The organism is Streptomyces pactum (genome assembly GCF_002005225.1).
In the GTDB taxonomy this organism is placed as follows: domain Bacteria; phylum Actinomycetota; class Actinomycetes; order Streptomycetales; family Streptomycetaceae; genus Streptomyces; species Streptomyces pactum_A.
In genome coordinates this window covers 5,338,449-5,363,101 of sequence record NZ_CP019724.1, presented here as the reverse complement: position 1 = coordinate 5,363,101, position 24,653 = coordinate 5,338,449, and the positions used below count along the sequence as shown (strand labels likewise).

General features: G+C 72.1%; 21 protein-coding genes. 6 read left to right on the top strand and 15 right to left on the bottom strand.

Features of this window, described 5'->3' with window-relative positions:
* Position 1: 1 nt before the first annotated feature.
* On the bottom strand, positions 2–1,147 hold the full coding sequence (gene hppD / locus B1H29_RS22795; RefSeq protein WP_055417170.1) for a 4-hydroxyphenylpyruvate dioxygenase: 1,146 nt from the start codon (positions 1,145–1,147) through the stop codon (positions 2–4).
* 125 nt (positions 1,148–1,272) lie between these two features.
* Here hppD and B1H29_RS22790 point away from each other — a divergent pair, with 125 nt between their 5' ends.
* The 5 genes from B1H29_RS22790 to B1H29_RS22770 all read left to right on the top strand — a co-directional run bounded on the left by B1H29_RS22790 (position 1,273) and on the right by B1H29_RS22770 (position 5,598).
* On the top strand, positions 1,273–1,755 hold the full coding sequence (locus B1H29_RS22790; RefSeq protein ID WP_055417171.1) for an Lrp/AsnC family transcriptional regulator: 483 nt from the start codon (positions 1,273–1,275) through the stop codon (positions 1,753–1,755).
* Positions 1,756–1,795: 40 nt separating this feature from the next.
* Entirely contained in the window at positions 1,796–2,443 is a 648-nt protein-coding gene (locus B1H29_RS22785) for an ABC transporter permease (protein ID WP_055417172.1), read from the top strand.
* A 100-nt stretch (positions 2,444–2,543) separates the two neighbouring features.
* Positions 2,544–3,755 carry an ABC transporter ATP-binding protein gene (locus B1H29_RS22780; protein WP_199832317.1) on the top strand — a complete coding sequence of 404 codons (1,212 nt, stop codon included), beginning with the start codon at positions 2,544–2,546 and terminating at the stop codon, positions 3,753–3,755.
* Positions 3,752–4,633 (top strand): ABC transporter permease, encoded by an 882-nt coding sequence (locus B1H29_RS22775; RefSeq protein WP_055417173.1) that lies wholly within the window; start codon positions 3,752–3,754, stop codon positions 4,631–4,633. The genes B1H29_RS22780 and B1H29_RS22775 overlap by 4 nt, the downstream gene beginning before the upstream one ends.
* Positions 4,630–5,598, top strand: a complete 969-nt coding sequence (locus B1H29_RS22770) for a glycine betaine ABC transporter substrate-binding protein (protein ID WP_055417174.1) — start codon at positions 4,630–4,632, stop codon at positions 5,596–5,598. Before B1H29_RS22775 ends, B1H29_RS22770 begins: the two co-directional genes overlap by 4 nt.
* A 22-nt stretch (positions 5,599–5,620) precedes the next feature.
* Here B1H29_RS22770 and B1H29_RS22765 read toward each other — a convergent pair whose 3' ends face one another.
* The 3 genes from B1H29_RS22765 to B1H29_RS22755 all read right to left on the bottom strand — a co-directional run bounded on the left by B1H29_RS22765 (position 5,621) and on the right by B1H29_RS22755 (position 9,505).
* Positions 5,621–6,400 carry a S16 family serine protease gene (locus tag B1H29_RS22765; protein ID WP_055417175.1) on the bottom strand — a complete coding sequence of 260 codons (780 nt, stop codon included), beginning with the start codon at positions 6,398–6,400 and terminating at the stop codon, positions 5,621–5,623.
* Positions 6,401–6,743: 343 nt separating this feature from the next.
* Complete coding sequence (locus B1H29_RS22760; protein WP_055417754.1) at positions 6,744–7,406, bottom strand: IclR family transcriptional regulator; 663 nt, start codon at positions 7,404–7,406, stop codon at positions 6,744–6,746.
* Positions 7,407–7,708: 302 nt separating this feature from the next.
* Positions 7,709–9,505 carry a DEAD/DEAH box helicase gene (locus tag B1H29_RS22755; protein WP_055417176.1) on the bottom strand — a complete coding sequence of 599 codons (1,797 nt, stop codon included), beginning with the start codon at positions 9,503–9,505 and terminating at the stop codon, positions 7,709–7,711.
* Positions 9,506–10,128: 623 nt separating this feature from the next.
* Between B1H29_RS22755 and B1H29_RS22750 the strand changes: the two genes are divergently transcribed.
* The gene (locus B1H29_RS22750) at positions 10,129–10,584 is read left to right on the top strand and encodes a DUF6082 family protein (RefSeq protein ID WP_055417177.1); all 456 of its coding nucleotides are present in this window, start codon (positions 10,129–10,131) and stop codon (positions 10,582–10,584) included.
* A gap of 21 nt (positions 10,585–10,605) precedes the next feature.
* On the opposite strand, the gene B1H29_RS22745 is transcribed toward B1H29_RS22750, so the two are convergent.
* The 11 genes from B1H29_RS22745 to B1H29_RS22695 all read right to left on the bottom strand — a co-directional run bounded on the left by B1H29_RS22745 (position 10,606) and on the right by B1H29_RS22695 (position 24,501).
* Complete coding sequence (locus tag B1H29_RS22745; RefSeq protein ID WP_055417178.1) at positions 10,606–11,763, bottom strand: SUKH-4 family immunity protein; 1,158 nt, start codon at positions 11,761–11,763, stop codon at positions 10,606–10,608.
* Positions 11,764–11,851: 88 nt separating this feature from the next.
* Entirely contained in the window at positions 11,852–14,167 is a 2,316-nt protein-coding gene (locus B1H29_RS22740) for a xanthine dehydrogenase family protein molybdopterin-binding subunit (RefSeq protein ID WP_055417179.1), read from the bottom strand.
* Positions 14,164–16,161 (bottom strand): 2Fe-2S iron-sulfur cluster-binding protein, encoded by a 1,998-nt coding sequence (locus tag B1H29_RS22735; RefSeq protein ID WP_055417180.1) that lies wholly within the window; start codon positions 16,159–16,161, stop codon positions 14,164–14,166. The genes B1H29_RS22740 and B1H29_RS22735 overlap by 4 nt, the downstream gene beginning before the upstream one ends.
* Positions 16,158–17,051, bottom strand: coding sequence for an FAD binding domain-containing protein (locus tag B1H29_RS22730; protein WP_055417181.1), 894 nt, complete (start codon positions 17,049–17,051; stop codon positions 16,158–16,160). The genes B1H29_RS22735 and B1H29_RS22730 overlap by 4 nt, the downstream gene beginning before the upstream one ends.
* A 253-nt stretch (positions 17,052–17,304) precedes the next feature.
* Positions 17,305–18,900: a beta-N-acetylhexosaminidase gene (locus B1H29_RS22725; RefSeq protein ID WP_055417182.1), complete on the bottom strand. Its 1,596-nt coding sequence runs from the start codon at positions 18,898–18,900 to the stop codon at positions 17,305–17,307.
* A 47-nt stretch (positions 18,901–18,947) separates the two neighbouring features.
* Positions 18,948–20,015, bottom strand: coding sequence for an IS110 family transposase (locus B1H29_RS22720; protein WP_079160400.1), 1,068 nt, complete (start codon positions 20,013–20,015; stop codon positions 18,948–18,950).
* Positions 20,016–20,248: 233 nt separating this feature from the next.
* Complete coding sequence (locus tag B1H29_RS22715; RefSeq protein WP_055417186.1) at positions 20,249–21,094, bottom strand: carbohydrate ABC transporter permease; 846 nt, start codon at positions 21,092–21,094, stop codon at positions 20,249–20,251.
* Positions 21,091–22,083, bottom strand: coding sequence for a carbohydrate ABC transporter permease (locus B1H29_RS22710; RefSeq protein WP_055417187.1), 993 nt, complete (start codon positions 22,081–22,083; stop codon positions 21,091–21,093). The genes B1H29_RS22715 and B1H29_RS22710 overlap by 4 nt, the downstream gene beginning before the upstream one ends.
* On the bottom strand, positions 22,080–23,378 hold the full coding sequence (locus tag B1H29_RS22705) for an extracellular solute-binding protein (protein ID WP_055417188.1): 1,299 nt from the start codon (positions 23,376–23,378) through the stop codon (positions 22,080–22,082). The genes B1H29_RS22710 and B1H29_RS22705 overlap by 4 nt, the downstream gene beginning before the upstream one ends.
* A 199-nt stretch (positions 23,379–23,577) precedes the next feature.
* Complete coding sequence (locus B1H29_RS22700) at positions 23,578–23,871, bottom strand: DUF3039 domain-containing protein (RefSeq protein WP_055417189.1); 294 nt, start codon at positions 23,869–23,871, stop codon at positions 23,578–23,580.
* 57 nt (positions 23,872–23,928) lie between these two features.
* Positions 23,929–24,501, bottom strand: a complete 573-nt coding sequence (locus tag B1H29_RS22695) for a YqgE/AlgH family protein (RefSeq protein WP_055417190.1) — start codon at positions 24,499–24,501, stop codon at positions 23,929–23,931.
* Positions 24,502–24,653: the final 152 nt, after the last annotated feature.

Below are 24,653 nucleotides of genomic sequence, written 5' to 3'. Positions count from 1 at the left end.
GTCAGAGGTTGCCGCGCTTCTCCTGCTCGCGCTCGATCGCCTCGAACAGGGCCTTGAAGTTGCCCTTGCCGAAGCCCATCGAGCCGTGCCGTTCGATCAGCTCGAAGAAGACGGTCGGGCGGTCCTGGACCGGCTTGGTGAAGATCTGCAGCAGGTAGCCGTCCTCGTCGCGGTCGACGAGGATCTTCAGCTCGCGCAGGGTCTCCACGGGCACCCGGGTCTCGCCCGCCCACTCGCCGAGCGTGTCGTAGTACGAGTCGGGCGTGCTCAGGAACTGGACGCCGGCCGCCCTCATCGTGCGCACGGTCTGCACGATGTCGTTGGTGTTCAGCGCGATGTGCTGGACGCCGGCGCCGCCGTAGAACTCCAGGTACTCGTCGATCTGGGACTTCTTCTTGGCGACCGCGGGCTCGTTGATCGGGAACTTGACCTTGAGGGTGCCGTCGGCGACCACCTTGGACATCAGCGCGCTGTACTCGGTGGCGATGTCGTCGCCCACGAACTCCTTCATGTTCGTGAAGCCCATGACCTTGTTGTAGAAGCCGACCCACTCGTTCATGCGGCCGAGTTCGACGTTGCCGACGCAGTGGTCCACGGCCTGGAAGGTGCGCTGGGCGGGCGGCTCGACCATCGGCTCGGCGGCGGCGTAGCCGGGCAGGTAGGGGCCGTCGTAGCCGGTGCGCTCGACGAGGGTGTGGCGGGTCTCGCCGTAGGTGGCGATGGCGGCGAGGACGACGGTGCCGTGCTCGTCCTTGGCCTCGTACGGCTCGGCGATCGAGCGGGCGCCGTGTTCGACGGCGTAGGCGTGGGCGGCGCGCGCGTCCGGGACCTCGATGGCGAGGTCGACGACGCCGTCGCCGTGCTCGGCCACGTGCTGGGCGAGGAAGCGGCCCCACTCGGTGGCGGGCTTGATCACCGAGGTGAACACGAAGCGGGCGGAGCCGTTCTCCAGGACGTAGCTCGCGGTCTCGCGGCTGCCGTTCTCCGGTCCGGAGTAGGCGACCAGTTGCATGCCGAAGGCGGTGGAGTAGTAGTGCGCGGCCTGCTTGGCGTTGCCCACGGCGAAGACGACCGCGTCCATTCCCTTGACCGGGAAGGGATCGGCCTGCCGGGCGGTGTCGGGAGTGTGGTGTGTGGTCTGCGTCATAGCCGCAGCGTCTCCCGCGTCTGCAAGGTGCGCAATAGTTCGCGTATTCACTGGGCAATCTGACCAGTGATATGCCGGTGGGGGCGGGCGATCTGTACAGGATGACCAGCCGGGAGGGTGCGGGGATGGCGATCGATCGACTGGACGGGCGGATCATCGGGCTGCTGGCCGGGGAGCCGCGGATCGGGGTGCTGGAGATGTCGCGGCGCCTCGGCGTGGCGCGCGGCACGGTCCAGGCGCGGCTGGACCGGCTTCAGTCGAACGGAGTCATCCGCGGCTTCGGTCCCGAGGTGGACCCGGCGGCGCTCGGCTACCCGGTCACCGCGTTCGCCACGCTCCAGATCCGGCAGGGCCAAGGAGCCGACGTACGGGCGCACTTGGCGACCGTGCCGGAGGTGCTGGAGCTGCACACCACGACCGGCACCGGGGACATGCTGTGCCGGCTGGTGGCCCGCTCGAACGCCGATCTCCAGCGGGTGATCGACCTGGTTGTCGGTTTTGATGGCATCGTCCGGGCCTCCACGGCGATCGTCATGGAGAACCCCGTTCCGCTGCGGATCATCCCGCTGGTGGAGCAGGCGGCCGAGGACAGCGACAGACGCGACTGAGACCGGCTCCCCGGCCGGCCCGACCCGGAGGTGAGCGGCGGTGAACTTCTGGGAGTTCCTGGGCAGCCGCCACCAGCAGTTGCTCACCGACGCCTACCAGCACGCCAGCGCGGTCTTCCAGTGCATGGTGGTGGCGGCCCTGCTCGGCGTCCTGATCGGCGTCGTCACCTACCGCAGCGAGTGGGCGGGGAACCTGGCGACGCTGACCACGTCGACGATCCTGACCATCCCGTCGCTGGCCATGATCGGTCTGCTCATCCCGATCGTGGGGCTGGGCGTGCCGCCGACGGTGACCGCGCTGGTCCTGTACGGGCTGCTGCCGATCGTGCGCAACGCGATCGTCGGCCTGCGCGGGGTGGACCCGGCGCTGGTGGACGCCGCGACGGGCATCGGGATGTCGCGCGTGGCCCGGCTGGTGCGGGTGGAGCTGCCGCTGGCCTGGCCGCCGATCCTCACCGGTATCCGGGTCTCGACGCAGATGCTGATGGGCATCGCCGCGATCGCCGCCTACGCCTCCGGACCGGGGCTCGGCAACGAGATCTTCCGCGGGATCGCCTCCCTGGGCAGCAAGAACGCGCTCAACCAGGTCCTCGCGGGCACGCTCGGCATCATCGTCCTGGCGCTGCTGTTCGACGCCGCCTACGTCCTGCTCGGACGGCTGACCATTCCGAGGGGGATCCGTGCCTGAGACGAACGGGGTGAACGGGGTGAACGGGACGACCGGGGCGACGGAGGCGACCGGGAACGCCGGGGCGGCCGGTCGCGGTGCCGCCACCACCGGGGCGACCATCGAGCTGGAGTCCCTCACCAAGCGCTACCCCGGCAATCCGCAGCCGGCCGTCGAGAACGTGTCGATGGAGATCAAGGCCGGCGAGACGGTCATCCTCGTCGGTCCCTCGGGCTGCGGGAAGTCCACCACCCTGAAGATGATCAACCGGCTGATCGAGCCCAGCGGCGGACGCATCCGCATCAACGGCGAGGACGTCACCGACATCGACCCGGTGAAGCTGCGCCGCAAGGTCGGCTACGCGATCCAGTCCTCCGGCCTCTTCCCGCACATGACCGTCGCCCAGAACATCGCGCTGGTACCGAAGATGATCGGCTGGCCGAAGGCGCGGATCCGGGCGCGGGTGGAGGAGATGCTCGACCTGGTCGGGCTGGACGCCGGGGAGTTCCACGGCCGCTATCCGCGCCAGTTGTCCGGCGGCCAGCAGCAGCGGGTGGGCGTGGCGCGGGCGCTGGCGGCCGATCCACCGGTGCTGCTGATGGACGAGCCCTTCGGCGCGGTCGACCCGATCACCCGGGACCACCTCCAGGACGAGCTGATCCGGCTCCAGCACGAGCTGCACAAGACGATCGTCTTCGTCACCCACGACTTCGACGAGGCGATCAAGCTGGGCGACCGCATCGCCGTGCTGCGCGAACGCTCCCACATCGCCCAGTTCGACACCCCGGAGGCCATCCTCACCAACCCGGCGGACGACTTCGTCTCCGGCTTCGTGGGCGCCGGGGCGGCGCTGAAGCGGCTGAACCTGACCCGCGTACGGGACGTGGGGATCACCGACTACCCGACGGTGAACGTGGAGGACCCGCTCCAGCACATCTTCAACCAGCTCCGGGCGGCCGGCACCAACGAGATCCTGCTCCTCGACCGGCGCGGACGGCCCTACAAGTGGCTCAGGCGCGGTGACCTGATGCGGGCCAAGGGCTCGCTGGCGCGGGCCGGGACGCTGGTGCACGACACGGTGACCCGGGACGCGACGCTGCGGGACGCGCTGGAGGCGGTGCTCACGGACAACGCGGGGCGGGTCGCGGTCACCGGGCGGCGCGGCGAGTACGAGGGCGTCGTCGACGTGGAGACGCTGATGAACTCCGTGCACGAGATGCTGGAGGCCGACCGGCTCGACGCGATGGAGCACCAGCACGACCTGGAGGAGGCCCGGGCCGAGCAGACCCATGCCGAGCAGGAGGGCTTCGGAGGGAACGGGGCCAAGGCGTGAGCACCTCTTCTTCCGGCCCCTCCCGCGGCTCCCCCTTCGGCCGGCGGCCCGAGGGCGAGCACGAGGTCAGGGGGGTCGCCTACCGGGACGAGGGCGAGGCGGAGCACGAGCCGCACCCGCCGTCCCCCCGGGCGGCGAAACGGCGGGTCGGCTGGCGGAAGCTGACCTTCCTGCCCGTGGTCCTGGTCGCCGTACTGCTGGCGACCTGGCTGTGGTTCCGGCAGGCCGACCTGGACTCGCTGAGCCGGAACGCCCTGTCGGACGGCCAGGTCACCAAGGCGCTGTGGCAGCACGTCCAGCTCACCGTGATCTCCACCTTCTTCGTGCTGATCATCGCGATCCCGCTGGGCATCCTGCTCACCCGCGGCATGTTCCGGAAGGCCACACCGGTGGCGATGGCGTTCGCCAACATGGGCCAGGCGACCCCGGCCATCGGCCTGCTGGCGCTGCTGGTGATCTGGCTGGGCATCGGCCGCCGGGCCGCCCTGATCGGCATCATCATCTACGCCCTCCTGCCGGTGCTGTCCAACACCATCGCCGGCCTGAAGGCGAACGACCCGACCCTGCTGGAGGCGGCCCGCGGCATCGGCATGTCCCCCCTGGGCGTGCTCACGCGCGTGGAGCTGCCGCTGGCCGTGCCGCTGATCCTGGCGGGTGTGCGCACGGCCCTCGTGCTGAACGTCGGGACGGCGACGCTGGCGACCTTCGGCGGGGGCGGCGGCCTCGGCGTGCTGATCACCACCGGCATCACCAGCCAGCGGATGCCGGTGCTGGTGCTCGGCTCGGTCCTCACCGTGGCCCTCGCGCTGCTGGTGGACTGGCTGGCCTCGCTCGCGGAACTGCTGCTGCGCCCCCGCGGTCTGGAGGCGGGGTCATGAGACGGCGCAGATGCGTGCTGCTGGCCGCCTCGCTCCTGGTCGCGGCCGCGGGCTGCGGTCTGACCAGCGGCTCCCCCATGGTCGACGACGTCGAGCCCGGCACGATCGGACGGGGCCGGCCGCTGGAGGGCGCGGACCTCACCGTCACCTCCAAGGAGTTCACCGAGCAACTGATCCTCGGCGCGATCATGGGCATCGCCTTCCAGGCGGCGGGCGCGGAGGTGCTCGACCGCACCGGCATCCAGGGGTCCGTCGGCACCCGCGCGGCGGTCGAGAACGGCGACGCCGACGCCACGTACGAGTACACGGGCACCGCCTGGATCACGTACCTCGGCAACACCAGGCCGATTCCCGACCCGCGGCAGCAGTGGGAGGCGGTACGCGACGCCGACCGGGAGAACGACATCACGTGGCTGCCGCCGGCACCGCTGAACAACACCTACGCGCTGGCGATGAACCAGGCCAACTACGAGAAGTACGGCACGAAGACGCTGTCGGAGGTCGCCGAGCTGTCGAAGTCCGATCCCGGCGCCGTGACGCTGTGTGTGGAGGGCGAGTTCGCCAACCGCGCGGACGGGCTGCCGGGGCTGGAGCGGGCGTACGGGATGGACATCCCGGCCCGGAACATCACGCAGATGGACACCGGCATCATCTACACCCAGACCGCGCAGGGCGCCTGCACCTACGGCGAGGTGTTCACCACCGACGGGCGGATCAAGTCGATGAACCTGGTGGTGATGGAGGACGACAAGCAGTTCTTCCCGAACTACAACGCGGCGCCCATGATCCGGACCGCGACCCTGAAGGAGTGGCCGGCCATCGCCTCGGTCCTCGCGCCGGTCACGAAGGCGCTGACCAACGACGTCGCGCGGACCCTGAACGCGAAGGTCGACGTGGACGGCGAGGACCCGCACCAGGTGGCGCTGGACTGGATGAAGGAGAGGGGCTTCGTGAAGGAGGGCTGAACGGGTCCGGCGGGCGGGGCACTCAGCAGGCGGGGACCTCGCCCCGGCCCGTCTCCAGGGCCTCGAGCGAGTCGACCGCGCCCTTCAGGGTGGTGACCGGGATCAGCCGGAGCCCCTTCGGCAGCTCCGCCCGCGCGTCCGAGCACTCCGCCTTCGGCACCAGGAAGACGGTGGCCCCGTCCCGCCGGGCGGCCTGCGTCTTCAACGGCACACCGCCGACGGCGCCGACCTCGCCGCCGGAGCTGATCGTGCCGGTGCCGGCGATGACCCGGCCGCCGGTGAGGTCGCCGGCGCCCAGCTTGTCGACGATGCCGAGGGAGAAGAGGAGTCCGGCGCTGGGGCCGCCGACGTCCTCCAGGCGCAGTTCGACGCCGACGTCCGCCTCGTCGAGTCCCAGGTAGTCCAGCGCGGCCGTGGTCGCCGCGTCCTGGGACTCCTTCATCTGCTCCTCGTTGAACTCCTCGATCTCCTTGACGCCGTCGCCGCTCGGGTAGACGGCGTCGCGCGGCATGACCGCCCGGTCGGTGTCGAACCAGCCGCCGAGCACGTCACCGAGGTTCACGCTCGCCTCGGGTCCGGTCGCCTCGATCGTCGTCATCCGCAACTGCCCGCTCGTCCCGTGCGTCGGCGCCCCCTCGATCGTGATCACCGGGGCGCCCTGGTTCTTCCCCAGCACATCGGCCGTCAGCCCCGGCTGCGCCACGGAGAACGGCAGCGGCGCGAACACGGCGGTGGCGATCAGCGCGACGACGGGCAGAGCACAGAGGGCGAGCACCCGGGGGCGCGTGAGACGAGAGAGCACGGGGTCAATCTAACCCGCCCCGGGCCGCGGGCAGTCGTGTCTCCCCCGGCGCCCGCACGGCACCCGGGAGGTCCCCCGGGGCGGCACGGCCGGGCGACGGGTCTCCCACCGGCCCACGGAGCGGTCAGGGCACCACGCTGGCCCACGGACCGGAGGGTTCCCACGCCGGCCCCCGACCGGAAAGGGCCCACGCCGGCCCACGAACCCGAGGGGGCCCCACGCCGATCCACGGACCGGAGGGTTCCCACGCCGGCCCCCGACCGGAGAGGGCCCACGCCGGCCCACCGACCCGAGCCAGCCCACCGACCCGAGGACTCTCACGCCGGCCCACCGACCCGAGGGGTCAGCGCAACGCCTCCGCCACCTCCCGCGCCGCCTCCATCACGCGCGCCCCCACCCGCTCCGGCACCACGTCGGCCAGCATCACCACGCCGACACTGCCCTCCACCCCGGTCACCCCGAGCAGCGGCGCGGCCGCCCCGCAGGCGCCGGCCTCCAGTTCGCCGTGGGTGAGGGTGTACCCGGGCTCCTCCAGGTCGCCGGCGGGCTGCGGCTGCGGCTGCTGCCGCGCGGAGAGGATCGCCTTGCCGGCGGCCCCGCGCTCCAGCGGATGCCGGAACCCCGCCCGGTAGGCCACGTGGTAGTCCGTCCAGGTCGGCTCGACGACGGCCACCGCCAGCGCCTCCGCCCCGTCCACCAGCGTCAGATGGGCCGTCGCCCCGATGTCCTCGGCCAGCGCGCGCAGCGCCGGCATCGCCGCCTCGCGCACCAGCGGATGCACCTGGCGGCCCAGCCCCAGCACCCCGAGTCCGACCCGGGCGCGTCCGCCCAGGTCACGGCGTACGAGTGCGTGCTGCTCCAGCGTGGCGAGCAACCGGTAGACGACGGTCCGGTTCACGCCCAGTTTGTGGGATAGCTCGGTGACGGTCAGCCCGTGGTCCGTATCGGCCAGCAGTTTGAGGACCCGCAGTCCCCGGTCGAGCGTCTGAGAGGTCTCCGCGGTCACGACGCCCACTCCTTAGTGGTGAGGTCGGCGGCCCTCCTCGCGGGGATGCGTCACCGAGTCCCGTCAGTGACGCGCTTCAGAGGCCGCCGATCGGCTGACGGCCCGGCCTTGTGCCCGGGCCCAGTCGCTTCACGGCTGCGCTCCGCGGCGGCGCTGCCACGGGGCGTGTGCGTAGCGGGACAGTAGCGAGCCGGTTCGCTCAGCGGAAGGCTCCGTCCAGAATCCGGGCGGTGGCCGGTGTGGACTACCTGTGTTTGTCCGCATACGTACGGCACGGGCGACCGACGCCCACGCCCCGCCCGTCACTTCATGCGGGTGGCCCACTCCTGCACCTTGGCGATGCGCTGCCGCAGTTGCCCGGCGGTGGCCTCGGCGCTGGGCGGGCCGCCGCACACGCGGCGCAGTTCGGTGTGGATCACACCGTGCGGCTTGCCGCTCTGGTGGACGTAGGCGCCGACCATGGTGTTGAGCTGCTTGCGCAGCTCCATCAGCTCCTTGTGGGAGACGACGGGGCGCCGCTCGGCGGGCAGTTCGAGCAGGTCGGCCTCGTCGTCGGGCTTCTTGCGGCTGTGCGCGATCTGCCGGGCCTGCCGCTTCTGGAGCAGCATCTGCACCTGGTCGGGCTCCAGCAGCCCCGGGATGCCGAGGTAGTCTCGCTCCTCCTCGCTCCCCGGGTGGGCCTGCATGCCGAACTCGGCGCCGTTGTACATGACCCGGTCGAAGGTGGCCTCGGACTCCAGTGCCTCGAAGGAGAACTGCTCCTGCTCGCCGGTGTCCTCGTCCTGCTCCCGGTTGGCCTCGTCCATCTCCTTCTCGGACTCGGCGTAGGGGTCCTCCTCGCCCTCCTTCTTGGGCTTGTCGAGGACGTGGTCGCGCTCGCGCTCCATCTCGTTGGCGAAGGTGAGCAGGTCGGGGACGGTCGGCAGGAAGACGGACGCGGTCTCGCCGCGCCGGCGGGAGCGTACGAAGCGGCCGACGGCCTGGGCGAAGAAGAGCGGGGTGGAGATGGTGGTGGCGTACACGCCGACCGCGAGGCGGGGGACGTCGACGCCCTCGGACACCATGCGGACGGCGACCATCCACCGGTCGGTGTTGGCACTGAAGGTGTCGATGTTCGCGGACGCGCCGGTGTCGTCGGACAGGACGACGGTGGCCTTGCTGCCGGTGATCTCGCGGATCAGCTTGGCGTAGGCGCGGGCGGAGTCCTGGTCGGCGGCGATGACGAGGGCGCCGGCGTCCGGGATGGCCTTGCGGACCTCGGTGAGCCGCTGGTCGGCGGCGCGCAGCACGGCGGGCATCCACTCGCCGCGCGGATCGAGGGCGGTGCGCCAGGCCTGGCTGACGGCGTCCTTGGTCATGGGCTCGCCCAGCCGCGCGGCGATCTCGTCGCCGGCCTTGGTGCGCCAGCGCATGTTGCCGCTGTAGCTCATGAAGATGACCGGGCGCACGACGCCGTCGGCGAGCGCGGAGCCGTACCCGTAGGTGTAGTCGGCGGCGGAGCGCCGGATGCCGTCGTTGCCCTCCTCGTACGTCACGAAGGGGATCGGGTTGGTGTCCGACCGGAAGGGCGTACCGGTCAGCGCGAGCCGCCGGGTGGCCGGCTCGAACGCCTCCAGGCAGGCCTCGCCCCAGGACTTGGAGTCACCGGCGTGGTGGATCTCGTCGAGGATGACGAGGGTCTTGCGCTGCTCGACGCGGTTGCGGTGCAGCATGGGGCGGACGCCGACGCCCGCGTAGGTGATGGCGATGCCCTGGTAGTCGCGGCTGAGCGGCCCGGCGCTGTACTCGGGGTCCAGCCTGATGCCTATCCGCGCGGCCGCCTCCGCCCACTGCTTCTTCAGGTGCTCGGTCGGCGCGACCACGGTCACCTGCTGCACGACGTGGTGGTGCAGGAGCCAGGACGCGAGCGTCAGGGCGAAGGTGGTCTTGCCGGCGCCGGGTGTGGCGACCGCCAGGAAGTCCCGGGGCTGCTCCTGGAGGTACTTCTCCATCGCCCCTTCCTGCCAGGCTCGCAGCTTGCTGGCGGTGCCCCACGGGGCACGGCCGGGGAAGGCCGGGGACAGGTGGTGCGAGGTGCTGGAGCTGGCGGTGGTAGTCACGGTCTCCGAAGGGGTAGAGCGGTCGGCCACGTATGACAACCGGGCCACCCTACCGGCGCCCGGACCCGATCGACGCGCGCACCGGGGCGGGTCACCCCCGGGTGGGACGGACGTCACAGCCTTCGCCGCCGGCCCGTGATCCGCACGGCCGGACCACGGCTCACCACACCCGCACCCGCACCCGCGTCGCGACCCACGCCCCCGCCAGTGCCACCCCGCCATCGGCAGGAACACCGCCGCGAAGGCCGCCGGGTGGGAGCCGGTCGCCTCCGTGGCCGCGTGACTGACCGTGCCGCCGCCGAGGGCGGCGAAGGCCGCCCACGAACGGCCCGGGACCCCGGCAGCCCGTGCGGACGATCTTGACGCCCTACACCCGTGTCCCGTAGGACCGTTGCTCCACGGGAGGGGCGAAGGCCCCGGGGGAGGGAAGTCATGGCGCGGATGTCCACACGCCACCGAGCGGTCCTGGCCTGGAGCGGGGCGGGAGTGGTCACGCTTGCCGTGATCGCGACGACCCCCTTCTTACTCCAGTGGGCGGCTCCAACGGGCAGGGACTGGGACGAACTGAGCAAGATCAGCCAGACGTACGGCGCCCTTTCGGTCTTCTTCTCCGCGGCCTGGGGGTGGCCGCGTCGCTCACCTATCAGGCGCGTCAGACCAAGACGCAGAACGAGGAGGCGCAGCGCGCCGCTCACCGCGAGCTCATCCTGGTGTCCCTCGACGACCGGGACCTGGCCGTGTGCTGGGATCCGCTGCCGGCCGACATCTCACTCCGGGGCAGGAAGCAGATCGCCTTCGTCAACCTCATCGTCAGTAGCTGGTGGGTGGACTACCGGCTGAAGCGCACGAACGACGACGCGGTGCGGGTGACCGCCGAGGGGCACTTCCGCGGCGAGGCGGCCCGTCGGCACTGGGACGTTTCCGGGGCGAACTGGCTCGCGTACTGCGAAGCACTGGGAGAACGCCGAGCCGTTCGGTTCGTCACTTTGATGAACGAGGCGTACGTGCGCGCGGTCGCGGACGGCCCACCGGTCCCGACGGCTTCCTACTTCGCTCCCGACAACGCCCCCCGGACGTGACCGGCGCCCGCTGCGCGCCCGTCACGCGTACAGCCCACCGCCCGCCCGGTCCTCGAAGGCCTCCGGCCGGTACCGCCGGCCGTCGTCCGTCGGGCTCGTGCGGGCGGAGCGGTCGCAGGCGACGGGGTCCACCGCGTCCAGGGTGCGGGCCATGGTGTCGGCCAGTTGCTCGTAGGCCCGGGACAGATCGTGCTCCGCGTCGAGGGACTTCTCCCGGTGGATGAGCCACAGGGTGAACGCGAGCGTGGAGAGGTCGGCGTTGAGCGGGCGCAGCACCGCCTCGGCCTCGCTCCGGCACAGGACCGCGCCCGTGGCGCCGTCGACGACCAGGCTGGTGTCCTCCAGGAGGTACCCGAGGCGTATCAGGCGGTCCGCGCCGGCGGGGAGCGGCCCGGCGCGCGGGTCGTCCGCCCAGAACTCCTCCAGCGTGGGCAGCGGCACGTCCGTGTCCAGGGAGAACCACAGGCCGTCCTCCGGCAGGCCCACCTCCCGCAGGAAGCGGCGGGTCGGCCCGTGCGTGAGCGCGGCCGGGAAGTCGACCTCCTCGAAGCGGACGATCCCGCCCGCGCCGAACGCGTCGTCCAGGAGGCGGGGAGGCAGGTCCAGGGCCAGGCCGGAGCGCTTGCCCGGGCCCGCCACCAGGGCCAGCGGGCGGATCAGGGCCGCCATCCGCCACAGCGGAGCCGGTTCGCCGCCCGCCGCGCCCTCCTCGAAGACCGCGAGCAACCGCCGGGACGCCTCCGCCACGGCCTGCGGCCCGCACCGGTCCGCACAGGAGGCGAACCGTCCTCGCAGACCGGCCAGTTCGTCCACGGCGGTGGCGAAGCCGACCAGTGCTCGCAGCGAGGGCGCCAGGGGGTCGCGGTCCCTCAGGTCCGGGCGGTCGTGGAGGGAGTACGTGGCAGGAACGTCGCCCGGCACACCGTCCAGCAGGATCCAGTCGGCCGCCGTGCCGTCGTGCCCCAGGAGCTCACCTGTCACCAGGTGGTCGCGCAGCTCCGCCGGCAGCCGGCCGTCGGGGTCGCCCATCGCGTCCGCCACGGTCACCAGGCCGTCGCGTTCCAGCGGCGCGCAGGTCAGCAAGCCGCTCGCGCCGGGCAGTCCGGGCCCGGTCAGCCAGCGGCGCGACGGCCCGTGCGTGACGTGCGGACTCAGCCGTGCCTCGGTCAGTGTGATCATCGCTCCCCCGTGCGTGCCGTGCCGTCCCACTGCCCACGACACTACGGCCCACCTCTGACAACGCCCGCCCGCCGGCGGGTTCAGGGGTTCAGGCGGTGACCACCGCGGCCTGCGGGCGGATCGGGAGCCGGTTCACCGGGCGTCCCGTGGCCGCGCGCACGGCGGAGGCGACGGCCGCCGGGGAGGCCACCACCGGGGCCGCGCTGACCGCCTTCGCGCCGAAGGGGGCGACCACGTCGCGTTCCTCGACGAGCTTCACGATCCGGATGTCCGGGGCGTCGAGCGCGGTCGGCAGGGCGTAGCCGGTCAGGTCGGGATGGCGGATCAGGCCGCGCGGGGTACGCAGGTTCTCCGTCAGCGCGATGCCGACGCCCTGGGTCACGCCCGCCTCGATCCGGGCGGTGAGCTGGGCCGGGTTCAGCACCCGGCCCACATCCTGCGCGACGGCCAGTTCCACGACCCGTACCGAACCGATCTCGATGTCGACGTCCACCACCGCGCGGATCGCGCAGAAGGCCATGCCGACGAAGGCGTCGCCCTGGCCGGCCTCGTCCAGCGGCTCGGTGGGGTGCGGGCGGCACTGGGCGGTGGCCCACAGCTCCTTGCCGGCCAGCGCTTCGGCGACCGTGGTCGACAGCACGCCGTCGTACGAGGTGATCTTGCCGTCGGCGATCTGGAGCAGCTCGGTCGACATCCCGAACTGGTGCGCCAGGGGCTGGAGGAGCTGGGTGCGGACCATCTTGGCCGCCCGCTCCACCGCGCCGCCCGACACCCACGTGTGGCGGCCCCGGCAGCCCGCGCCGGCCGGCGGCTGGTCGGTGTCGACCGGCGCCACCTGTACGTCGTCGACGCCGAGCGTGTCCTGGACGATCTGCCGGGCCAGGGTGGTGAAGCCCTGCCCGGTCTCGACGGCCGCGCACAGCACCGTCGCCACGCCGCCCTGGACCTTCACGGTGGCCGTGGAGACCTCGTCGGCACCCTCGGCGCCCAGCATGTGCACCATGCCGACGCCGTAGCCCACGCCCCGGCGCACCGCGCCCGGTTCGCCCGCGCCCTCGGGGCCGCCGGGCAGCAGCCACTCGTCCTCGGGCGTGTCCTTGGGCAGGGCGGGGAGGGGGAAGTCCCGGACCGCCTGGAGGAGTTCGGCGACCGGGGCCGGGCAGGTGACCGTCTGGCCGGTGGGGAGCACGTCGCCGGTGGCCAGCACGTTGCGCAGCCGCACCTCGGCCGGATCCAGGCCGAGCTTCTTGGCAACCTTGTCCATCTGCGCCTCGTACGCGGCGCACACCTGCATGGCGCCCTCGCCGCGTACATGGCCGGAGGGCGGGTTGTTGGTGCGCACGGCCCAGCCCTCGATGAAGGCGTTGGGGACGACGTACGGGCCGCAGGCGAACGCCACGGCGGCGGCCAGGGCGTCGGAGGAGGTGTCGGCGTAGGCGCCGGCGTCGAGCAGGATCTGTGCCTCGACCTTCACCACCCGGCCCTCGGCGTCCGCGTGGTGGCGGTAGCGCAGGAGGGTGGGGTGCCGGTGGACGTGGCCGAGGAAGGACTCCTCGCGCGTGGCGGTCAGTTTGACGGGGCAGCCGGTCTTCAGCGCCAGCAGGCCCAGCGGGAGCTGGAAGCCCTGGTCCTCGCGGTCGGCGGTGGCGCCGGGCACCCCGGTGACGACGATCTTCACCTGTTCGGGTGTCAGGCCGTAGCAGGACGCGGCCGTGTCACGGTCGGCGTGCGGGTCGGTGGAGGCCAGGTACAGCTCCACGCCGCCGTCCGGGCGCGGTACGGCCAGGCCCGCCTCGGCTCCTATCGGCGCCGGGTCCTGGCGCCCGATGCGGTACAGGCCCTCGACGACGACCTCGCCGGCCGCCTCCGGGTCGCCGTGCCGCAGCGGGATGTGCCGGATCAGGTTGCCGTCGGGGTGCAGCGGCTCGGCCTCGAAGGCCTGCTCCGGGTCGGTGACCGGGTCGAGCACCTCGTACTCGACGATGACGGCGGCGGCGGCCATCCGCGCGGTGTCGGGGTGGTCGGCGGCGACGGCCGCGATGGGCTCGCCGTGGTGGCGCACGACCTCGGAGGCGAACACCGGGCGGTCGGCCCGGCCGCCGCGTCCGTGCAGCGGGGCGCCGGGCACGTCCTCGTGCGTGACGACCGCCCGTACGCCGGGCATCTCGCGCGCGTGGGTGGTGTCGATGGACACGATGCGCGCGTGCGGGTGCGGCGAGCGCAGGACGGCCGCCCACAGCAGGCCCTCGGCCCACAGGTCCGCGGCGTACGGGAAGGTGCCCTCGGTCTTGGCGCGGGCGTCCGCGGTCCGCAGGGACGCGCCCAGGCCGTGCGGGATCGGCTCGGGGGCGGGGGCCGCCTCGGTGGTTCCCGCGGCCTCCGCAGTCGCGGCGTCGTTGCTCACGCGTGGCCTCCGTCCTGGCCGTGGGGCTGGTCGCCGTAGGGCTGGTCGCCGTACGGCTGGTCGTGCGGTCCCGGTGCGTCCGGTGTACCGGGCGGTCCCTGGGAGTCGCGGGGCTCGTGGGAGTCGAACGCCGACGGGTTGACGCCGCCCGCGCCCGGACCCGCCTGGTGCGGGATACGGGGCTCGTCGGCGTCCGTCCCGGCCGCGTCGGCGGCGGCGTGCGCCTCGCGCTCGGCGACGACCTCCTGGACCGCCTCCAGGACGCCCCGGTAGCCGGAGCAGCGGCACAGATTGCCGCACAGGGCCTGCCGGGCCTCCAGTTCGGTCGGCGCCGGGTTGCCCTCCAGGAGGTTGTGCACGGTCATCGCCATGCCGGGAACGCAGAAGCCGCACTGCACCGCGCCGCACCGGGCGAGCGCCCGCTGCACGTCCGAGGGCCGCCCGTCGGCGGCCAGGCCCTCGACCGTACGCACCTCGCTGCCGGCGGCGGTCACGGACGGGACCAGGCAGGAGGCGACGAGGCGGCCGTCGACCTGCACGTTGCAGGCGCCGCACTCGCCCTGCGAGCAGCCGTCCTTGGCGCCCGCGAGGCCGAGCCGCTCACGCAGCACGTACAGCAGCGACTCGCCGATCCAGGCGTCGGTGACGGGTCGGTCGGCGCCGTTGACGCGCAGCACGTACGAGGCGAGGGGGTGCTCCTCGTGCGGACCGGCGGGGGCGCGTTCCCCAGGGGCTGCCGGGTCGGTCTGGGCGGCGGCAGCCGGGCCGTTCTCGGTGCGGGGTTCGGCGCGGGGTTCGGTGCGAGGTTCCGTGCGGGGGTCCGCCTCCGGGTCCCCCTCGCGGCCCTGCCCTGGCTCCGGTCCCTGCCCTGGCTCCGGTCCCTGCCCCGGGTCCGGCTCCCGCCCGGGCTCCCGCTCCTCGTGCCCGGACTCCCGCGCGGCGGCCGGTGCCGGGCCCGTCGCGGGCTCCTCGGCGGCCTTGGGGGCGGATTCCGCGTGCGCGACGTCGTCGTCCTCGCCGGTGCCCGCGGGCGGCTCCGCGGGCCCCTCAGGGGCCTCCTCGGCCCCCTGGGGCTCGTCGGTCACCGTCTCGTCGGCCGAAGGCGCCGGGGACCCGGCCTCCTCGGCGGGTTCCGGGGGCGCTGCCGCGTACGGACCGGCGGCCGGTTCGGGTGCCCCGGGTGCGGACGGGTCCTGGGCCGGCCGTTCCCGTTCGGCGTCCGCGGCCTCCGCCGTGCGGTCGCCCCACGGCTGTCCGGCCGGCTGGGTCGCCCAGGGTGCCGGCGCGCCGCCGGGCAGCGTGGCCGGCGCGGTGCCGCCCCACTGCTCGGCCAGGGAGGACTGGGTGAACTCGCCCGACTCGTCCGGCAGGTCGCCGTCGGCGACCGGGATGGACCACTGGCCGGTCACGTCCTGACCGGTCACGTCCTGACCGGACGCGGCATCGGCAGCGGCCCCGGCATCGGCATCCGCGTCGGAGAAGCCCCACTGGCCGGTTACCCCGGGCCGGTAGGCGAACCGGTCGCCCTGTCCGGCGTGCGTGTCGTACGGCGCGTTCGTGTCGTACGGCGCACTCGAGTCGTACGGCGCGCTCCCGCCGTACGGGTCCTGCTGCGGGTACTCGGCGTACTCCTGGTGGGCGGGCGGCTCCTGCCCCGCGTCCGGGACCTGCCACTGCGTGCCGTCCACGGGTGCGGACGGCATCGCCCAGGTGCCGGTGGCCGCCGGGTCGCTGCCGGCGGTGGTGGCGGGCGTGACCGTGATCTGCGGCGGCACATAACCGTGCCCGGGCGCGGCGAGCGGGCTGTCGGCGGAGGCCAGGAGGGCGTCCACGCCGCCCTCGGGGAGCTTCACGAAGGCGGTGGCGCCGTCGTCGTAGTCGCCCTGGGGCAGCGGGTCCCAGCGGCCGCCGCTCGGGGGCGTGCCCTCTCCGTGCTGGTCGCCGTGGTCGCCGTACGGATCGCCGTACTGGTCGCCGTACTGGTCGTCGGTCACGACAGCGCCCTCCCCAGTGCTCGTCGGGCCAGCGCGGCGACGGTGCGCCGCAGGTGCAGTACGGCCGGCGGGAGCTGCGGAACGGAGCCGTCCTCGGCCGGGGCCGCGTCGGGGATGCAGGCGGCGGCGACGTACTCGCCGAAGGCGCTCAGCGCCTCCGGGACGATCGCGCGGCCGTTGTCCCAGTCGATGAGTGAGGCCACCCACTGCTCGGCCTCCAGGGGGCGCAGCGGCATCGGCGCGATGGCGCCGACGGCGCACCGCACCCCGCGCCGGGCGGGGTCGAGGACCAGCGCCACGGAGGCCATCGCGCGGCCCGGGCCGGTCCGGCCGGTCGCCTTCAGGAAGACCTGCGGCGCGTGCAGCAGCGGCACGCGCACGTAGCCGATGAGTTCGCCCGCGCGGAGCATCTCCATGCCGGCCAGCAGGTGCGAGACCGGCATCTCCCGGCGGGCCCCGTCCGGGCCCGCGATGATCAGTGTCGACTCCAGGGCGGCCAGCACCGGCAGCGCGTCGCCGGTGGGGGCGGCCGAGGCGATGTTGCCGCCCAGGGTGCCCGCGTTGCGGATCTGCGGCGGTCCGGCGGCGCGCGCGGCGGCGGCGAGCGCCGGGATGAGCGCGGCGAAGTCGGGGCGGCCCATGCGGGCGTGGGTGAGTCCCGCGCCGAGCAGCGCGTGGCCGTCCTGGTACTGCCAGCCGCGGATCTCGCTGATCCGGCCGAGGCCCACCAGTGCGGCGGGCCTGAGCTGGCCGGAGTTGACCGCGGTCATCAGGTCGGTGCCGCCCGCGACCGGAACGGCGGCGGGCATGGCGGCCAGTGCCGCCACGGCCTCGTCCAGTGTCGTGGGCAGCGTGACGGCCTGCGCCGCCTGCGGTGCGTGCGTGGTCAAACCGACTGCCCCTTCCCGCTGTCCCACCTGGTCCCGCCCATGTGGCCGTACGGTACGACCTGACAGGGCGGACGTGGCAACTCTGGCACATCTTCGCAGGGGCCGAACGCGGGGGTCCGCTAGGAGGCATTCGCCCACCTAGTCGGCGGCATGGTCCGTTTTCCGACGGGATTTCCGGTGATCCGCCGACAATCGGAGGTACGTACGATGAGCCGGAGTCACCACTCTTCGGCGGCGTTTCGGGGCTTTCTCCTTACTTGTCCGGCGGCGGTCCGTCGATCGGCCGGCCGAGCACACCGGGCCGCCGCTGCCACGGCAGCGGGCCGCCGGGCGGCCGGTAGGCGACCCCCAGGGCGTCAAGTCGCCCGTAGTGGACGGCCATCCGGCGTTCGAAGCCGGCGAAGTCCCGGTCGGCCGGGGCGGGCAGGGCGCTCCAGGCGACCTCGGCGAACGCGGCGAGCCTCGGGAAGGTCTGGTAGTCCACCCGCGCCTGGTTCTCCATCACCTCGGTCCACACGTTCGCCTGGGTGCCGAGCACATGTCCGGACTCGTCCGCGGTCAGCTCCGCCGGAACCGGCTCGAACCGGTAGACGTCCTCCAGGGTGCGCACGAAGCCGATCGGCACGGGTTCGTCCTCGCCGGCGTGCTGCCGGTGGTCGAGGTACACCTGCTGCTCGGGACACATGACGACGTCGTGGCCCGCGCGCGCGGCGGCGACCCCGCCCGCGTACCCGCGCCAGGAGGCGACGGCCGCGCCCTTGGCCAGCCCGCCCTCCAGGATCTCGTCCCAGCCGATGAGCCGGCGCCCGCGTTCGGCGAGCCAGGTGTCGAAGTGCTGGACGAACCAGGCCTGGAGTTCGTCCTCGTCGGCGAGGGCGAGTTCCTCGATGCGTGCCTGCGCGGTGGCCGAGCGCCGCCACTGGTCCTTGGGGCATTCGTCGCCGCCGATGTGGATGAACTCCGAGGGGAAAAGCGCCAGGAGTTCCTCGAACACGCCCTCGTAGAAACGCAGGGTGGCCTCGGTGGGGGCGAGTACGTTCGGGGAGACCCCCCAGGTGTCCCAGACGGACAGGGCGGTGGTGTCGACGACGTCCGTGTTGCCGAGTTCCGGATACGCGGCGATCGCGGCCTGCGAGTGTCCGGGTACGTCGATTTCGGGGACGACGGTGATGTTCCGTTCGGCCGCGTAGGCGACGATCTCCCGGATGTCGTCCTGGGTGTAGTAACCGCCGTGGGGTTTTTCCTCCCACAGCGGTGAGGCCCGGTGGCCGTATTTGGTGCGCGCCCGCCAGGACCCGGTCTCGGTGAGCTTCGGGTGCCGTTTGATCTCGACGCGCCACCCCTGGTCGTCGGTCAGGTGGAAGTGCAGGACGTTGAGTTTGTGGGCGGCCATCAGGTCCAGGTAGCGCAGGACGCCGTCCTTGGGCATGAAGTGCCGGGCGACGTCCAGCATGAGGCCCCGCCAGGGGAAGCGGGGCGCGTCCTCGATCCGGACCGGGGGCAGCCGCCACCGGCCGCCGGGCAGCGGGGCACGCCGGAAGGCGTCCGGGCCGAGCAGTTGCCGCAGCGTCTGAGCGCCCCAGAAGAGGCCGGCCGGCCCGCCTCCCGTCAGGTGGACGCCCGTCGGTTCGACGACGAGGCGGTAGCCCTCGGTGCTCAGCCCGCCGTCGAGGGACAGGCGGACGGTGTCGCCCTCCACCGCGCCGTCCCGCGTCCCGGGCGCGAGCGGCAGGCCGGTCGCGGCGCCCAGCGTGGCGCGCAGCCAGCGCTCGGTGCGCTCGGTGCCGGCGCCCGCCGCCACCCTGGTGTCCGGGCCGAGCTCGAAGAAATCTCCCTCGTGGGCGGTCATTCGCCGTGGCTGGGGAATCACGTCGGTCACGAAGCTCCTATAGATCGTCAAGCGGCTTGGGCGAGTTGTTCAGTGGTGATCTGAGGACGGGGCAGGTGACGGTAGACCTCGCGAGCGACGAACCGTTTCAGGCAGCGGACGATGTCCTTCTTCGTCATGCCTTCGGTGGTGCGTCTGGCGACGTAGTCGCGGGTGCGTTGGTCGTAGCGCATACGGACCAGCACGATGGTGTGGAGAGCCCGGTTGGCCTGCCGGTCGCCTCCGCGGTTGAGCCGGTGCCGGTGTGTCCGGCCCGATGATGCCGGGATTGGAGAGGCTGCGCATAGGTGCGCGAAGGAGGCTTCCGAGCGGAGGCGGTCGGGGTTGTCGCCCGCGGTGGTCAGCAACTGGCCCGCAGTCTCGGGGCCGACGCCAGGCAGGGCGACCAGCCGGGGTGCGGCCCGGGTGACCAGCGGGCCCAAATCGGCGTCGGCGTCGGCGATCTCCTCGCAGAGCCGCTGGTAGCGGCGGGCGAGCCTGCGCAGTGTGACCCTGGCCGCGTGCTCCGGATCGGAGAGGTCACCGACGGGACGGGACCGGGCGAGAGTGCCGATCAGCTCGCTGGTGGTCAGAGCCCGCAGCTTCTCCCGGACCGCCGCGGGTGCCGTCACGATGAGATTGCGGATCTGATTGATGGTCTGGGTGCGGGCCTTGACCGCCGAGCTGCGGGCCACGCGCAGGGTACGGATGGCCTCCACGATCCCGTTGCGGGTCTTCGGCGTGCCCGAGGCCCGGCCGGACAGCACGGCGGTCGCAGCGGCGTAGGCGTCGACCGGGTCGGACTTGCCGTTGTCCCGACGGACCTTGCGGTCAGGGCGGTCGACCTCCACGACGGTGATGCCGTTGGCGGTCAGGAAACGGGCGATCTCGGCGCCGTAGGCGCCCGTGCCCTCCAGGCCCACCGCCAGCAGTTCGCCATGCGGGCGCAGCCAGTCCAGCAACTGCTGGTAGCCGTCCGGGGTGGTGGGAAACGCCTCGGTGGCCAGGTGCCGGCCGACCGTGTCGATCACTGCGGCCTGGTGGACGTCGGTGTGGGTATCGATGCCGCCGATGACCGCTATCTCGTCTGCTGCCATGCTGGAGCCTGGTGTCCTTCCGTACGACGCGTACACGAGGGCACGTGCCGGTCGGGCAGACGGACAAGACAGTGATGGGACCTTTGGCCGGGCTCCTATGAAGTCACAGATGCCTGACCGGCCACGCGCGCTGTGGTCCCGCCCGGACGGCCGACAAATCGAGAGAAGGACAGCCGTAGCGCCAGTCAGTCCTTGAGTCAGACCCCCGGGCGGAGCCACAGCAATCATCACTGTCAGTCCTTCACCGCTCCGCCGAGGCCGGAGACGAGTCGTCGTTGCACGAGTACGAAGAAGACCAGCACCGGAATCGTCATCACCGTGGAGGCGGCCATCACTCCGCCCCAGTCGGGATCGTCCGGCTTGTAGAAGACCAGCAGCGCCATCGGGAGCGTCGACTGGGAGGTGTCGCTGATGATGAACGACTTGGCGAACAGGAAGTCGTTCCAGGTCGAGATGAAGGAGAAGACGCTGGTGGCCACCAGCCCCGGGAAGACCAGCGGGAAAAGGATCTGCCACAGGAATCGCGCCCGGCTCGCCCCGTCCATGTAGGCGGCCTCCTCCAGGGCCTCCGGCACGGCTTTCACGAACCCCCGCAGCATCCAGATGGCGAACGGCAGCGAGAAGGCGATGTGGGGCAGGATCAGCGAACCCAGCGTGTTCAGTTGGCCGAAGTCCCGCATGAGGAAGAACAGCGGGATGGTGAGCGCCTCCACGGGCACCATCTGGGCCACCAGGAACATGATCAGCAGGGTGGTCCGGAAACGGAACCGGAAACGCGTCACCGCGGTCGCCGCGAGGAACGCGATGAGCGCCGAGGCGATCACGACGGTGCCCGCCACGAGCAGACTGTTGAGAAAGTAGCGACCGAATTCCTGCTGCCCGAACACCCGCCGGAAGGAGTCGAGCGACGGCGCCAGGGTCCACGGCCGGGGCTCGGCCGACTCGATCTCACCGGCCGGCTTGAAGGCGCTCAGCACCATCCAGTACAGCGGGAAGGCGACCACGACGGCGACCAGCAGCGCCGAGGCCTCGGCCGCCAGCCGCCACGGACGGCGCACACGCGCGCGCGGAAGATTCACAGCTCCTCCCCCTGGCGGCGCAGCAGCCGCAGGTAGACCAGCGTCACGGCGAGCAGGATCAGCAGCATCACGACGCCGATCGCCGAGCCGAGGCTGTACTGCGAGGACGCGAACGCCTTCTGGTAGGCGTAGACGTTGAGGACGAGGTTCTGGCCGGCGATGCCGCCGCCGTTCGTCATGACGTAGATCTGGGTGAAGACCTTGAAGTCCCAGATGACGGACTGGATGGTGACGACCACCAGGATCGGCCGCAGCATGGGCGCCAGCACGGAGCGCCAGATGCGCCATTGCGAGGCGCCGTCGAGCGCGGCGGCCTCCAGCACCTCCGCAGGCACGGCGCGGATACCGGCGTAGACGGTGACCATGACGAACGGGAAGGAGCACCAGACCACTTCGAGCAGGACGAGGGCGAAGGCGCTGTAGCGCCCGTACGTCCAGGAGTGGTCGCCGAGGCCGAGCATCCGGTTGACCGGCCCGAAGTCCGGGTCGAACAGCAGCAGCCAGACCGTCGACCCGGTGACCGCCGGGGTCGCCCACGCGCCGAGGGCGGCCAGCATCAGCGCGAGCCGCGGCACGGCGCGCACCCGCGTGAGCAGCACGGCGAGCGCGCACCCGACGGCCAGCGTGGAGACGACACAGGCCGCCGCGAAGACGACGGTGGCGAGCAGGACCCGCCAGAACTGGTCGTCCCCGAACAGCTCGGCGTAGTTCCCGAACCCCTGGAAGGTGGTCGGCTCGCCCCCGGAGACCTGCGCCTGGGTGTACTCCAGGAAGGAGATCAGCCCGAGCTGGTAGACGGGGTAGACGAGCAACCCGCCGAGGACGACGAGGGCGGGGGCGAGATACAGCCAGGGGGTGCCGGAGGCGCGCCCGAGCCGGCGCGGGGCCGTACCGGACTCGCGGCTGGCGCCGCGTGGGCGCGACGAGCCGCGGACCGGCCGCACCCGCTCCCGGACCGCACCCCCCGAGCTGCCGGGCGGCACACTCATCCGGCGGAGCCAAACGCCTCGTCCATCTTCCGAGCCGCGTCCCCGGCGGCGGCGCCGACGTCCTTCTTGCCGCTGACCACCTCCTGGAACATGGTGGGCAGCACCTGGGACGAGTCGATCGTCGCCCACGCGGGCGAGGCCGGTACGAACTTCGTGCCCGCGGCGAGGGTGTCGACGAACGGCTTCACGAACGGCTCCTCGGCCGCGACCCGCTGCCGTACGTCCGTGAAGGTCGGCAGGAAGCCCATGGCGTCGAACAGCTCGCCCTGCGCCCGCTTCGACGCGAGCCGCTTCATCAGGTCGACGGCGAGGGTGCGGTGCGAAGTGCTCTTCAGGACGCCGATGTTGTTGCCGCCCGCGAAGGCCGGGGCGATCGAGCCGGGCTTCACTCCCGGCAGCGGCACGACCGCGTACTCGCCCTTCACCTTGCCGGCCTCCACGGCCTGGTGGCTGAAGTCGCCGCCGATCGCCATGGCGGCCTTGCCGGAGGCGAACGCGGTGACGGTGTCGTTGCCGCCCATGCCGGCGCACTTGGCGGCGGGGCAGTTGTCGTCGCCGAAGAGGGAGGTGTACGCCTTGATGCCCTTGCGGGCGGCGGCGCTGTCGATGGCCGAGGCGTAGGAACCGCCCTTGCCGGAGGCGAGTTCGCCGCCGGCCGCCCAGATGAAGGGCATCGCGCCGTAGGTGTAGGCGCCGCCGACCGCGATGCCGTAGAGGTCGGGCTTCGCGTCGCGGATCTTCTTCGCGGTGGACGCGAGTTCGTCCAGCGACTCGGGGGCCTGGAGACCGAGTTCGTCGAAGACGTCGGTCCGGTAGTAGAGGGCGCGGACGCCGACGAAGTAGGGGGCGCCGTAGACCTTGCCGTCCACGGTGACGGACTGCCGGGCGGTGGGATCGGCGTCCTTGGCCTCGTCCCAGGCCCCGAACTCCTCGGTGACGTCCATCAGGCCACCGTCCTCGACGTAGCCGGCGGTGTCGGTGTTGCCGTACTCGATGACGTCAGGGGCGCTGTCGGGGTCGTTGAAGGCGGCCTTGATGCGCTGGGCGCGGGTCTCGACGGGGATGTACTCGACGTCGACCTCCGTGTCCTCGTGCGCTTTCTCGAAGTCGGCCAGGACCGCGTCCACGACCTCTTCCTTCGGCTTGTTGTTGACCTCCTGGAAGAGCCAGACCCGTAGCGTGCCGCTCTTCTCGTCCTCGCCGGAGGAGGAGTTGTCGGACGTCTGGGGGGCGCAGGCGGTCGCGGTGACGACGGCGGCGGCCAGCAATACGGCCAGGCGGGGGGCGAGCTTCATGGAGTGTTCCTCCGGGCGTGCGTTGCAATATATGCAATGACGGTTTCGCTCTGCACAACACCCAGGAGGTTATGGAGTACATGAACATGTCCACAAGAGGTCTCAACCACTTCGTGACAACACGAAGGCCCCCGGAGTGCGCGCGGGCACGCTCCGGGGGCCTTCGAGAAGTTCGGCCGGGAAGGTTCGGGAGGGTCTGCTACTTCTTGTCGCCGCCCTTGCCGCCCTTGCCCTCGTCTCCGCCGCCGCTCATGGACTCGTAGATCTCCTTGCACATGGGGCAGACCGGGTACTTCTTCGGGTCGCGGCCCGGTACCCAGACCTTGCCGCACAGCGCCACGACGGGGGTGCCGTCGAGGGCGCTCGCCATGATCTTGTCCTTCTGGACGTAATGGGCGAAGCGCTCGTGGTCACCGTCACCGTGGGAGGTCTGCGGTGTCGGCTCAACGAGGGTCCCCGTACCAGTCCCGCGCTCGGGCTCGAGAGTGCTCATGCAAGCCAGGGTACTGAAAGCCGGAGTATTGGAGCTCACACGCTTCGGCCGGGGGGATCAGTTGAGCGAGGGGTCGTCCGGATACGTCGCCACCATCGCCAGGTCGCCCCGCTGACGGCGCAGGACCTCGCGCCAGAGCCTCTCGGGCACCGGGCAGGACACGTCGCCGGGCTCGGACTCGACCACGTACCAGGCGCCCTCCGCCAGCTCGTCCTCGAGCTGGCCGGGACCCCAGCCCGCGTACCCGGCGAAGATCCGCAGGGCGCCCACGGCGGGGGCCAGCAGTTCCGGCGGCGCCTCGAGGTCCACCAGTCCGATCGCGCCGTGCACCCGGCGCCAGCCCAGCGGCGCCCGCTCGCCGGACGCCCCGCCGGGGACGACGGCCACGCCCAGGGCCGAGTCGAGCGACACCGGGCCGCCCTGGAAGACCACACCGGGTTCGCCGGTCAGGTCCGCCCAGTCCTCCAGGATGTCGCCCACGTCGACCGGCGTGGGACGGTTGAGGACGACGCCGAGGGAGCCCTCCTCGTCGTGGTCGAGAAGGAGCACCACCGCGCGCTCGAAGTTCGGGTCCGCCAGCGCGGGCGTTGCCACGAGCAGCCGCCCCGTGAGCGAGGACACCTCGGTCATGCCTGACATGATCCCGCATGTTCCCCTCCCGTGGGGAGGCAATCGGAGGCACGGGGGTGAACGCGTGCGCCGAGCGCGCGCCGTCGTCGTGACCGCACGTGCCCGCCGGTGAACGGTTCGTGTTGTGACAAACCCATGACGTTCCCGGACCG

Excerpts from the sequence above, each read along its gene's own strand:
- hppD (WP_055417170.1), bottom strand. The coding sequence starts at position 1,147 with ATGACGCAGACCACACACCACACTCCCGACACCGCCCGGCAGGCCGAT.
- B1H29_RS22790 (WP_055417171.1), top strand. The coding sequence starts at position 1,273 with ATGGCGATCGATCGACTGGACGGGCGGATCATCGGGCTGCTGGCCGGG.
- B1H29_RS22770 (WP_055417174.1), top strand. The coding sequence starts at position 4,630 with ATGAGACGGCGCAGATGCGTGCTGCTGGCCGCCTCGCTCCTGGTCGCG.
- B1H29_RS22745 (WP_055417178.1), bottom strand. The coding sequence starts at position 11,763 with ATGATCACACTGACCGAGGCACGGCTGAGTCCGCACGTCACGCACGGG.
- B1H29_RS22725 (WP_055417182.1), bottom strand. The coding sequence starts at position 18,900 with ATGACCGCCCACGAGGGAGATTTCTTCGAGCTCGGCCCGGACACCAGG.
- B1H29_RS22720 (WP_079160400.1), bottom strand. The coding sequence starts at position 20,015 with ATGGCAGCAGACGAGATAGCGGTCATCGGCGGCATCGATACCCACACC.
- B1H29_RS22710 (WP_055417187.1), bottom strand. The coding sequence starts at position 22,083 with ATGAGTGTGCCGCCCGGCAGCTCGGGGGGTGCGGTCCGGGAGCGGGTG.
- B1H29_RS22705 (WP_055417188.1), bottom strand. The coding sequence starts at position 23,378 with ATGAAGCTCGCCCCCCGCCTGGCCGTATTGCTGGCCGCCGCCGTCGTC.
- B1H29_RS22700 (WP_055417189.1), bottom strand. The coding sequence starts at position 23,871 with ATGAGCACTCTCGAGCCCGAGCGCGGGACTGGTACGGGGACCCTCGTT.
- B1H29_RS22695 (WP_055417190.1), bottom strand. The coding sequence starts at position 24,501 with ATGACCGAGGTGTCCTCGCTCACGGGGCGGCTGCTCGTGGCAACGCCC.